Source organism: Paenibacillus forsythiae T98, assembly GCF_000520735.1.
In the GTDB taxonomy this organism is placed as follows: domain Bacteria; phylum Bacillota; class Bacilli; order Paenibacillales; family Paenibacillaceae; genus Paenibacillus_AQ; species Paenibacillus_AQ forsythiae.
Genome location: NZ_ASSC01000106.1, coordinates 1 through 11,291 on the forward strand (window position 1 = coordinate 1; position 11,291 = coordinate 11,291).

Consider the following 11,291-nt stretch of genomic DNA (forward strand, 5'->3'; position numbering starts at 1 on the left):
GGCAAGCTGCTGAAGTTTGCTGCGGAGACGGCCACCGCTTCTGGACGCCGCGGGCTTCGTCTTGATACGATTGCCGATAATGTCAAGCTGAACCGATATTACCAAAGCCAGGGGTTCCGTTATATGGGGACTAACGATGTCGGCGGAGGGCGGCTTGTCAATCTGTATGAGGAGATCAAGCTTTCAGGCGATCAGGATACTGTCCGCTTGCAGTATTTTGACGCCGCCGACTTTGACTGTCTCAGACGCTGGAGCGTGTCGCCGGAGTTCCTCAAGCAGTGGGCGGGCCCTTCGCTCCACTTCCCGATTCAGGATGAGGAACTAAGGCGGTATCTCGCCGGTGCCAATCATCCGGCCGAGTCCGAATTATTGGTATACAGCGCGGTGCATATGGCGACGAATACCGTTATCGGACATCTCAGTCTGGCCGGTATTGACCGGGATAATGGTTCCGCAAGGATCGGGCGGGTAATCCTGGACCCGGAATACCGAGGAAAGGGCATGGCCCGGCGGATGATCGGCGAAGCGCTGCGCATCGGCTTTGAATCATTGGAGCTGCACAGGCTGGCGCTCGGCGTCTATGATTTCAACACCTCCGCAATTCGTACTTATGAAGCTCTTGGATTCCGCAGGGAAGGCGAGCAGCTCGAAGCGGCCCGTTTCGGTGACCGCTATGTGAATCTGATCGAGATGGCTATGCTGGACAGAGAGTGGAGCGAATTGAAACCAAGTATGGCACAGCTTACATAACGCGGCGTTATTCAGTTATTCATCAGGGGAACTTGATTCAGAACATTAAAAAGGGTTGTTTCACAGGCGTTGCACCTGTTGAAACAACCCTTTTTATTGCCGTTATTTAAGAGAGGAGACCGCCTGCCCGCAGTCGGCCTGTGCCGGCCTTCTCGTATACATCCTGAAGCAGACGGGAAGGCTGGGGAAGGATAAGCGGTTTGGGCGCCACGGTCTCACGCGGTCCGACTACGGCGACGCGGTCAATGCTACCTTTGACCACGGCCCCTTCTTTAATCAGAGCATCTTCGCCGATAATCGCATTTTCGATGTAGGCATTTTTGCCGATCCGGGCGCCCGGCATAATGACGCTGTTCTTGACGATGGCGGTTTTGCCGATTTCAACATTGTCGAAGATCACCGAACGCTGGACGCTGCCTTCAACGGAGGCATGCTCGCTAACGAGGCAGTCCGCAGCCGGGAATTGGCCGTTGCCTCGGACAGCAGCCGATCGCTTGATTTCTTGAGAACGGCTGTACATGGGCCAGGCAGCGTTGTTGAATTTCCAGCCGTTGTCCTGTTGCAGCAGATCCATATGGGCTTCCCACAAGGTTTCCACCGTACCCACATCCCGCCAGTAGCCTTTGAAACGGTACGCATAGAGGGGATGTTCATCCTGAAGCATGGCGGGAATCACATCTTTGCCGAAATCGTGGCTGGAACTCTCGTTCGCCGCGTCTTGGAGCAGGTGGGCCTTGAGATAATCCCAGCGGAAGATATATATGCCCATGGAGGCCAGGTTGCTTTCCGGCTGTTTTGGTTTCTCGACAAAGCTCGTGATTCTCAAATCCTCGTCAACATTCATAACGCCGAACCGGCTGGCTTCCTCCCATGGAACTTCCATAACGGAGATTGTCGTTTCGGCATTTTTCACAAGATGATCATTCAGCATTTGGCGGTAATCCATATGGTAAATATGATCTCCGGACAGAATCAGCACATTTTCTACATTAAGATTGTCGATGTATGGAATATTTTTATAAATGGCATCTGCCGTACCGGTGTAGCTGTCTCTTCCTTCGCTGCCGGAGGGCAGCAGCGTTACGCCCTTGCGCTCTTCCGAGCGGAGACCCCAGGGCTCTCCCGTACCGATATGGCTGTGAAGGGAATCAGCTTCATATTGCGTCAGTACGCCAATCGTATCAATACCCGAATTCACACAATTGCTGAGGGGAAAGTCAATAATTCTGAAATGTCCACCGAAAGGGACGGCCGGTTTGGCCATGCTGGATGTTAGTGGAGCAAGCCTGCGCCCTTCCCCGCCTGCTAATAGCATGGCGATGCAATCTTTTTTACTCATTCGTGTACCCCTCCAAAAATGTGTTTTGTCAATAATCAATACATGTTATATAACCTGACCGACAAGCGCCTAAACGAGAACAATGAAGCTAAGTGAAATATATTACAAAGTCTTTAGGAAAATTACACAAAAATGGCTGGTTTCTTCATTTGTTTTTCATTTCTTCGGCGGCACCCGTTATGTTCAAACTGATGAAATTGGGGTAATGTATTAGGTGCATCCTGTATATCAAATCTTCCTGCAAAGTGCGGCTTTGCTTCGGAGTATGTTCAGGTGCTTCGCAGGGACCCCGGAAACCTTAAATCATTCTTACAAAAGGTGGTAATCATTTGGCTGAGCGACTAATATCAGTAAACACGCCGTCACCGGAGGATATTTACCTGTTTCACGAAGGTACCCATTACCGCAGTTATCGCATGCTCGGAGCGCATATCTCCGTTGAAGAAGGAGTTTCCGGAGTGCGATTTTCCGTGTGGGCGCCCCATGCAACATATGTAGGATTGGCTTGCGATCGAAACGGCTGGGATGGAAGCCGTGAGGAAGACTCGTTATATAAGATACCCGATTCGGGGATTTGGACTCGTTTTTTCCCTGAAATTGCCCGGGGAACATTTTACAAATACAGAATCATCGGCCAGGACGGCTCCAGCTTCTTGAAAGCGGACCCGTACGGATATATGGCCGAGGTTCGTCCGGCGACCGCGTCGGTTGTGGCCGATATTGAGGACTACTCTTGGGGGGATGCGGCCTGGCGGCGCAAGAACAAGGGATCTTACAACAAGCCCCTTAATATTTACGAAATGCATATGGGAACCTGGAGACAGAAGGAGAATATTCATAACAAGGAGGGCGGGGAGCTGTACAGCTATACGGAAATGGCCGATCTGCTGATTCCTTATTTGCTGGAGCTCGGCTATACGCATGTGGAGTTCATGCCGCTCGCGGAGCACCCGTATGATCTTTCCTGGGGCTACCAGGGAACAGGTTATTATGCCGCGACGAGCCGGTACGGAGAGCCGAAGGAGCTGATGGCTCTGATCGATCGGCTGCACCAGGCGAATATCGGCGTAATACTCGACTGGGTGCCGGCCCATTTTGCCAAGGATGCTCCGGGCCTGCGATTGTTTGACGGTTCGCCATGCTATGAGTACAGCGATCCGATGCAGGCGGAGAAGCCCGGCTGGGGAACGCTGTCCTTTGACTTCGGCCGTCCGGAGGTGATTTCATTCCTCATCTCCAACGCCCTGTTCTGGTACGATGTATACCATATTGACGGCATGCGTGTGGATGCGGTTACGAGTATGCTGCGCCTCGATTTCGAGAAGCAGGAGCATCAATACCGGCGCAATGTCAATGGCGGACTGGAGAATCTGGAGGCCATCGCCTTTTTGCAGAAATTGAATACCACCGTGTTTCAGTATTACCCGCACGCCTTGATGATGGCGGAGGAATCCAGCGCCTGGCCGCTCGTAACCGCTCCCGTGCATGACGGGGGGCTTGGCTTCAATTACAAATGGAATATGGGCTGGATGAACGATACGCTCGCCTATGTGGAGAAGGAATTTGACGCCCGTCCCTACCACCACAATTTGCTGACATTCCCGATTGCTTATGCGTACTCGGAGAATTATACGCTGCCGCTTTCCCATGACGAGGTGGTGCATGGCAAGAGATCGCTGCTGAGCAAGATGCCCGGCTCATATGAGCAGAAGTTCGCGGGCCTCCGGCTGCTGCTGGGTTATCAGATGACAAGCCCCGGCAAGAAGCTGCTGTTCATGGGCGGCGAATTCGGCCAGTTCATCGAATGGAAGGATCAGGAGGAGCTTGACTGGCTGCTGCTTGATTACGAGAGCCACCGGCAGATGCTTGCCTACACCGCTGCGCTGAACAAATTCTACCTTGGGGAAAAGGCGCTCTGGGAGCTTGATCACAGCTTTGAAGGCTATGAGTGGATCAGCGCGGACGACAACTGGCAAAGCGTCATTTCTTATATCCGCAAAGGAAAAAAAGCCGGCGATCAGCTTATTGTCGTCATCAACTTTCAGCCGGTGGAGCGGCCAAACTACGGGATCGGCGTTCCGAAATCGGGAACCTATGAAGTGGTGTTCAGTACGGAAAGACCGGAATTCGGCGGCTCCGGAGCGAATTTAGGCCCTTTGAAGACCCGGAAGCAGGAAATGCATAACCAGCTTCAAAGCCTGGAACTGACCCTCGCTCCGCTCAGCATGGTGGTGCTGAAAAAGAGTGGACGGAAGGGAAGGGGGGATGAACCAGGCGTAATAGAGGAAGCTTCAAAAGGAAAAGTCAAGGCGGCGCGCGCCAAGGCCAAGAAGGACGATAAAGCGGCGGACAAGCCTCCAAAGTCCGAAGCCCCGGTCAAAAAAGCGGCACCGCGCAAGCGCAAAACGAAAACCGACGAAATCCCGCAGTAAACGAACACTCTATTTAACAGTCATTACACAAGGGAGGAAAAGGGAATGAAAGTGCTGTTTGCCGCTGCGGAGGGCCACCCGTTCATCAAGACGGGAGGCCTTGCCGACGTCATCGGCGCGCTGCCGAAGGCGCTGAAGGAAGCCGGAGTCGATGTAAGGGTCATCCTGCCGAAGTACCGGGGAATTCCCGAGAAATACCGCTTGCAAATGGAGCCTGTCCAGGTGATCGAGGTGCCCGTGGGCTGGCGTAATCAATACTGCGGAATCGAGCGGCTGGACTACGAAGGCGTTCCGGTTTATTTTATAGACAATGAATACTACTTCGGCCGCGAAGGCATCTACGGATATCTGGATGACGGGGAACGGTTCTCCTTCTACAACCGGGCTGTTCTGGAGGCGCTCCCGGCAATTGATTTCCAGCCTGATGTGCTGCACTGCCACGATTGGCACGCCGCGGTCATCCCCATGCTGCTGGAAGGCCATTACCGCAGCAACCCGTTCTACAGCAACATCCGCACCGTATTCACGATACATAATCTGCTGTATCAGGGAGTGTTTCCATATGAGGTTCTGGGCGATTTGCTCGGCCTGGACGGCAGCTTTTTCCTCGGGGCGGAATACTACGGGAATGTAAACTTTCTGAAAGGCGGCATTGTGTTCAGCGATCATGTGACAACGGTCAGCCCGACCTATTCGCAGGAAATCAGAACCCCTCACTTCGGATATGGCCTGGACGGCTTGCTAAATGCCCGTGCCGATCATTTGAGCGGCATTGTCAATGGAATAGATACGAAGGTGTACGATCCGGCGACCGACTCCAAGATCTTCATGAAATACCGGAATAATCTGAACAAGAAGACCGAGAACAAAATCGGTCTGCAGCAGGAGCTGGGTCTGCCGGTGGCGCCGCATGTCCCGCTTGTAGCCATGGTTACCCGCCTGGTCGATTCGAAGGGACTGGATCTGGTGACCCGTGTGCTGGATGAAATGCTGTATTACGACAGCATCCAGTTTGTTGTCCTTGGAACCGGGGATGAAGTCTACGAGCGCTGGTTCCGCGAGGCCGAGTGGCGCTATCCGACCAAGCTGTCTGCGCAGATCCGGTTCAGCGATGAGCTTTCGCGTAAAATCTATGCCGGAAGCGATCTGTTCCTGATGCCGTCGAAGTTCGAACCGTGCGGAATCAGCCAGCTGCTCGCCCTGCGGTATGGCAGCATTCCGGTTGTCAGGGAAACGGGGGGGCTGAACGATACCGTTCATGCCTATAACGAGGTGACGGGAGAGGGAAACGGCTTCACCTTCACCAATTATAACGCCCATGATATGATGAACACTCTCCGCCGGGGGATAGCTTTCTATAACCGGCCCGAGCACTGGAAACGTGTGACCCGCAACGCTTTTACAGGGGATTACAGCTGGGATGTATCGGCTCAGGAATATATCGAAATCTACAGGAAGATTAGCGAGCCGGTATAATATTCGGACTGTGCTCACGCTGATGCCAATTCATTTAGAAAAAGACAGCTCTCCCGCAAGCCTGCGCTTCCGAGATGCTGTCTTTTTTTTATCAGGTTAAGGCCAATAGAACGGTGCAACGGCTGCCCGGTCAGCGGTGTATGGGAGCATGCTCGGCCGACGCTTCGCTGGTCAGGCTTGGAAATGAAGGGTCTGCCTTCGGATTGAGCCGGCGGGACAGGATACGGAATCCGTACGGTTCGAGAGAGAGGTGCATGATCCCTTCGTCCGGACTCACGGTGCCGCCGGAGAGCGCATCCGTCCAATCCTCGGTCTCGGTCGCATAGCTCAAGCTGCGGGGCTCGGGAGAGTTGTTCATCCAGATGGTAAAATGGGTTTCGCCGTCTATCCGTTCATAAATGATACAGGGATCGTCCTTGCAGGCGCCCAGAATCCGGTAGCGTCCCTCGCGCAGTACAGAGTTCTCCTTCCGCAGCGAAATCAAGCTTTTATAGAAATCGCGAAGCTCCAAATCCTGTTTCCCGGGGTCCCATTCCATACATTTACGACAATTCGGATCGCCTTCCCCGGTAAGACCGACTTCGTCCCCATAAAATATACACGGCGTACCTATGAAGGTGAACAGGAAGACGACCGCAAGCTTGAGCTTCCTCTTGTCTTCCCCCAGAGCGTTAAGCAGCCGGGGCGTGTCGTGACTGCACAGAAGGTTAAAGATGACCTCGTTGCTCTGCTGGGGGTAGCGCATCAGCAGACTGCCTATTTTATTGCAAAAGGCGTAGCTGTCCATTCCGCCGTTAAAGAATTCGAGTACCGTTCCGGAGAACGGATAGTTCATAACGGAGTCGAACTGGTCTCCGATCAGCCAGGCCAGGGAATCGCTCCAGACCTCCCCCACGATATAAGCCTCCGGATTGGTTTGCTTCACGATCTTGCGGAAATCACGCCAAAAGTGATGATCGATCTCGTCGGCCACGTCAAGACGCCAGCCGTCCAGCTTCACTTCCTTGATCCAGTACTCCGCCACGTCCAGCAAATACGCTTTGACTTCCGGATTGGCCGTATTCAATTTGGGCATCGCGTCATAAAATCCGAACGTATCGTAGGAAGGTATACCGTCCACAATCTCCGCCGGGAACGAATTAACGTGGAACCAGCCGGCATATCGGGAACGTTCTCCATGCTTCAGAACATCCTGGAAGGGGGGGAATTCCTTGCTGCAGTGGTTAAAGACCGCATCGAGCATGACGCGAATGCCTTTCTCATGGCAGAGGGCGACCAGTGTCTTCAGCTGCTCATTATCGCCGAACTGCGGATCGACCTGCTTATAATCAATGATGTCGTATTTATGATTGGATGGGGAAACGAACAGCGGCGTGAAATAAATCGCATTGATGCCCAAATCGAGCAGGTAGTCGAGATGATCGATAACGCCCTGGATATCGCCCCCAAAAAAATTGTCGACTTTCGGTTCGCCGCCCCACGGCTCGGTTCCTTCCGGGTCATTGCCCTTGTCTCCGTTGGCGAAGCGGTCCGGCATGATTTGATAGAAGACCGCGTCTTTGGCCCACTCGGGGACCTGAAAGAGATCAACCTCATGGATGTACGGAAATTCGAAATTGTTCTCCGGAGGCTGCGGCTGCTCATACATAAACCCTTTGCTGGACATATAGGCCGTTTCGCCGCCAGCTTCGATTCGAAAGAGATAGGACAGACGTTTATATTTTGGCCGCACGCAGGCTTCCCAATAATCAAAAAGCTCGTCGGAGGCGGTTTTTTCCATCATGATTTCCTCGAAGGTCCGATCCCAGGCGTATTTGTCGCCGGACATGACATAAACCGCGTCAGCGTCATCCCGTTTGGTCCGCATCCGCAGATGTACGGATTCCTTATCATAGGCATATGCCCATTTGTCGCGTGGAACGTGATATAAAGCTTCCTGCAGCATGGTTGCCCCTCCTAAATCTGATTGAAGCGCAGGTACGCCTCGAAATGGATATACTTAGTTTAATACCCTTAAGTACAAAAAATTAAACCATTTTTCTGAATGCTTTCAGAAAATAATGCAGGAGCTGTGGAGGAGGCTGCAAAAGCAAAAAGCGCCAGTGATCAGCCGCTCTATGGCTGTTCTGGCGCTTTCTTCTATTTACTGGGCATAATCTCCGGTATAGTTAATCAGCGAAACATCCATTACGCCGTTGATTGAGGACAAGTCGTGAACGAACGCGGTGTTGCTGTCCCGTAGCCTGAGTTCGACCGTAAGCTCGATAAAGTCCTTGCGGATCGTCTTGGATCTCAGCGTATGTTCGATTTTCCGCATCCGGATTCGAAGCTCCGTGGTGGCTTCCTCCGAGTGGCGGACAATCAGGAGGTAGGGCTGCTCGCGGACCCTGCGCCGGGACAGCCACAGCAGCACGAGTCCAATGGCAAGCGACCCGATGAGCGCGACAGGATAGAGCTTGGCTCCTGTGGCGATGCCTCCCGCGATGGACCAGAACATGTACACGATATCCAGCGGGTCCTTGACGGCGGTACGGAAGCGCACGATACTGAGCGCTCCCACCATGCCGAGAGAGAGCACGATATTGGAGCTGATGGTCATAATAATCATGCTTGTAATCATGCACATGAGCACGAAGGCGGCATTGTAATTATAGCTGTAGACAACCCCGCGGAACGTTTTGCGGTAAATGTAAAAGATAAACAGGCCAACACCTAACGAAGCGAAAAGGCCGAGCAGGACATCGATATACGAAACGGTCCGGAAGGCGTCGAGGTGCAGTACGCTTTTTTTGAATAAATCCTGGAAATTTATTGTGTCATCCATATTTAAGGTGTATCCCCTTATCGTTTGAAATGAAGTTTGGCGGCTTCCCTGCAAATTACATATTTGGATATCGTGGACCGTACGCTTGCGGATGGGGTGGCGATCAGACGCACCGGCTCGGGCAGGAAGCGGTTGAACTTGATTTCCAGAATGGTGCGTGCGGAATCATTCAGAGCTTCCCGCAAGGCCAGCCCGGGATCAAACAGATCCAGACTATTGACGCCGGAGGAGAGCTTCTTGTCGAACGTAATCCGGACATCTCCGTACTCGTAAATATAGGCTTCCCTGACGTAATCGACGATTGCCGTTGGACGATAGCCCTTGTGGGCAAGCCCCAGGTACAAGTCCCGAACCAGAGGATGGGGCGATTCCGCAATGGACGAGGCATCCCCGTGGACAATATTGTCATACTCGGCGCGGGTTAGCGGGGCGCTCTCCTTGCTTACATACTCCCCGTATTTGCTCTTGCGTTCGAGCTTGATCGAGCTGTCGCTTCCATTGTATATCCGGATGCGAAACTTCTCGCGCCCGAAAATTCCGTTAGCCTTATCGTAAAGGGCATGGTCCACGGGGCTGTCGAAATAGAGACTCCTGATACCGTAGCCGTCCCCGTTCTGCGAATGCGGATCAAGCGGAAGCATCGACGCTACACGCTGGCGTATGGACAGATATTCATGGGGATGCAAGTAGTATTTGTATTCGTGCCTGAGCCGCCGGCCCATAAATTCCATCTCAGTTCACCTTAACCTCTCTGACACCGTGGTAGGGAGTGCCTTCATCATCATAATAAATATCAAATGCGATTTGCGAATGACCTTTGCCGTCCTTCACCGTGACCTTCCAGTAATACGATCCCGGCGAAAGGCCGCTGAGCCGCACTGAAGCCCCCGGTGTGCTTATGCGCTTGACCATCTTTGTGAACAGCGGGTCCCTGGACAGCGTGAATTCATATTCCAGATTGTCCCCTTGAAGGTCGAACGAGGCATCCCAGTGGAATACGGAAGTCGTTCCCTCCTGAAGCAGATCGTTCAGATAGAAGGGCTTGGGCTTCTGGATGTCTTCAATAAACCGCTTCATGGAGCGCTCGGGAACGGTGCTGATCGTCCTCAGATCCTTGGAAATATCGGAAACGGGCACCGAGAGGAAGCCCCTGTCAGGCTGCCTGCCTGCATACAGTTGTGTAATGGGGGCGTACAAGGCGACTTTTTTGGAAATAATATCGTTGTTGATATAATCCCGGTACAGCTCGTCCATTTTGTCCTTAAGCAGATTCACATTTTCCATACTACGGAAGAAACGGTTATGAAGCTTGGAGCCCCAATAGTTGCTGATGCCGCTGGTATAGGTGATGCCTTTCATGGAATTCTGCTGCAATTCCCAGCCTCCGTCATAATCCCACGGGAGAAAATACCATTTCTCGGAGTTCAGCGGGGAGTACAGCAGGAAATTCTGGGTATTCGTGTCCATGTTGTCCATCAAAATATCGGAGGCCATCCAGGTCAGATAGTTATCGAGGTCAAAATGTTTGCTTATCACTTCGTTGATAGGCATGGACAGATTGTTCACGTCCTTCAGCATGTCCAGCAGCTTCCGGTGATCTTCACGTCCGTTGATTTGCAGGCGCGTTTCGAACTTGGCCTTGTCATACAGCGAATCATCCTGCAACCGAAGCTCTTCGGGATACGGAAGAAATTCGAACATAACAGCTTTGTACAACTGTCCGTAAGGGTCAAGCCAGTGATTCTTGAGAAATTGCTTGTTGGGCTGCTCGACCTGCGTGTACAGTCCATAATCGATGAATGGCTTTGAACTGGCCGGGCCGCCTTCGCTCAGATCCTTCACATAGAGATGCACGAAGCGGGTGCGCAGACTTGTAATATTCGGGATCGTCTCGAACAGATCGAAGCTGAGTTTATTCCGCAGTCGGGAGGGGTCGTAGGCATGCTTATTCAAGTTGAGCGTCCGCTGATCATTCCATAGCCCCGCCTGATCATTCAGCTTGATCTTGTAAGACCGCTGGGAAGCATACCGCGTCGAGCTCCCGCGCAGTGAAACATGGGCGTTGCCTTCCTCGGATGAGTAGCCAAAGGAGCCTGGAGCCGGTCCGCTGCCATCGGCCGCGCCTTCCTGGAGGATGGCATTTACCGAGCCTTCTTCCGCCCGGCTGCGAATCCGGTTCAGCTCATACCAGGTGAGGGGGGCTTCGCCCTCTTGTTTCTCACCCTCAAGCACGGTCAAATACAAGGCATCCACGGAGGTATCCTTGTCCCGTTCATAGATGCGCTTGTCCTCGATAAGCTTGTCCTGGGTAACGGTATCCGAAATCGGGGAAGCCGTTGCTTTCGCGGCGCTCTTCTCGTCCACGGCGTTGCCTGTGCAGCCTGTCAGCAGAATGACGAGGGCGGCAAGGGCCGCGGACGCCAGTCCGGGATGAAACGGCCGCTTCCGTACCCGCTTGACCGGATGGGTC

The 11,291-nt window shown here is 52.9% G+C and carries 8 protein-coding genes; 3 read left to right on the forward strand and 5 right to left on the reverse strand.

Annotation, left to right across the window (positions count from 1 at the left end; genetic code table 11):
* Window positions 1–750: GNAT family N-acetyltransferase (locus L692_RS27685; RefSeq protein ID WP_025697281.1), on the forward strand; the 750-nt coding region annotated here is incomplete at its 5' end.
* 106 nt (window positions 751–856) lie between these two features.
* Here the strand turns inward: L692_RS27685 and L692_RS0103575 are convergent.
* Window positions 857–2,089, reverse strand: a complete 1,233-nt coding sequence (locus L692_RS0103575) for a glucose-1-phosphate adenylyltransferase (RefSeq protein ID WP_025697282.1) — start codon at window positions 2,087–2,089, stop codon at window positions 857–859.
* A 329-nt stretch (window positions 2,090–2,418) separates the two neighbouring features.
* On the opposite strand from L692_RS0103575, the gene glgB reads away from it, so the two are divergent.
* Together glgB and glgA are read left to right on the forward strand one after the other, a co-directional pair.
* Window positions 2,419–4,521, forward strand: a complete 2,103-nt coding sequence (gene glgB / locus L692_RS0103580; protein ID WP_025697283.1) for a 1,4-alpha-glucan branching protein GlgB — start codon at window positions 2,419–2,421, stop codon at window positions 4,519–4,521.
* A 45-nt stretch (window positions 4,522–4,566) separates the two neighbouring features.
* Window positions 4,567–5,997, forward strand: coding sequence for a glycogen synthase GlgA (gene glgA / locus L692_RS0103585; protein WP_025697285.1), 1,431 nt, complete (start codon window positions 4,567–4,569; stop codon window positions 5,995–5,997).
* 130 nt (window positions 5,998–6,127) lie between these two features.
* Here glgA and L692_RS0103590 read toward each other — a convergent pair whose 3' ends face one another.
* The 4 genes from L692_RS0103590 to L692_RS0103605 form a co-directional block, all read right to left on the reverse strand.
* Window positions 6,128–7,942: an alpha-glycosidase gene (locus L692_RS0103590; RefSeq protein WP_025697287.1), complete on the reverse strand. Its 1,815-nt coding sequence runs from the start codon at window positions 7,940–7,942 to the stop codon at window positions 6,128–6,130.
* 198 nt (window positions 7,943–8,140) lie between these two features.
* Window positions 8,141–8,821 carry a DUF4956 domain-containing protein gene (locus tag L692_RS0103595; protein ID WP_025697288.1) on the reverse strand — a complete coding sequence of 227 codons (681 nt, stop codon included), beginning with the start codon at window positions 8,819–8,821 and terminating at the stop codon, window positions 8,141–8,143.
* A 17-nt stretch (window positions 8,822–8,838) separates the two neighbouring features.
* Window positions 8,839–9,552, reverse strand: a complete 714-nt coding sequence (locus L692_RS0103600) for a polyphosphate polymerase domain-containing protein (RefSeq protein ID WP_025697290.1) — start codon at window positions 9,550–9,552, stop codon at window positions 8,839–8,841.
* A 1-nt stretch (window position 9,553) separates the two neighbouring features.
* On the reverse strand, window positions 9,554–11,291 hold a 1,738-nt coding region (locus L692_RS0103605; protein WP_025697291.1), incomplete at its 5' end, for a CotH kinase family protein.

Coding starts and splice junctions, on each gene's coding strand:
- L692_RS0103575 (WP_025697282.1), bottom strand. CDS start 2,089: ATGAGTAAAAAAGATTGCATCGCCATGCTATTAGCAGGCGGGGAAGGG.
- glgA (WP_025697285.1), top strand. CDS start 4,567: ATGAAAGTGCTGTTTGCCGCTGCGGAGGGCCACCCGTTCATCAAGACG.
- L692_RS0103590 (WP_025697287.1), bottom strand. CDS start 7,942: ATGCTGCAGGAAGCTTTATATCACGTTCCACGCGACAAATGGGCATAT.
- L692_RS0103595 (WP_025697288.1), bottom strand. CDS start 8,821: ATGGATGACACAATAAATTTCCAGGATTTATTCAAAAAAAGCGTACTG.
- L692_RS0103600 (WP_025697290.1), bottom strand. CDS start 9,552: ATGGAATTTATGGGCCGGCGGCTCAGGCACGAATACAAATACTACTTG.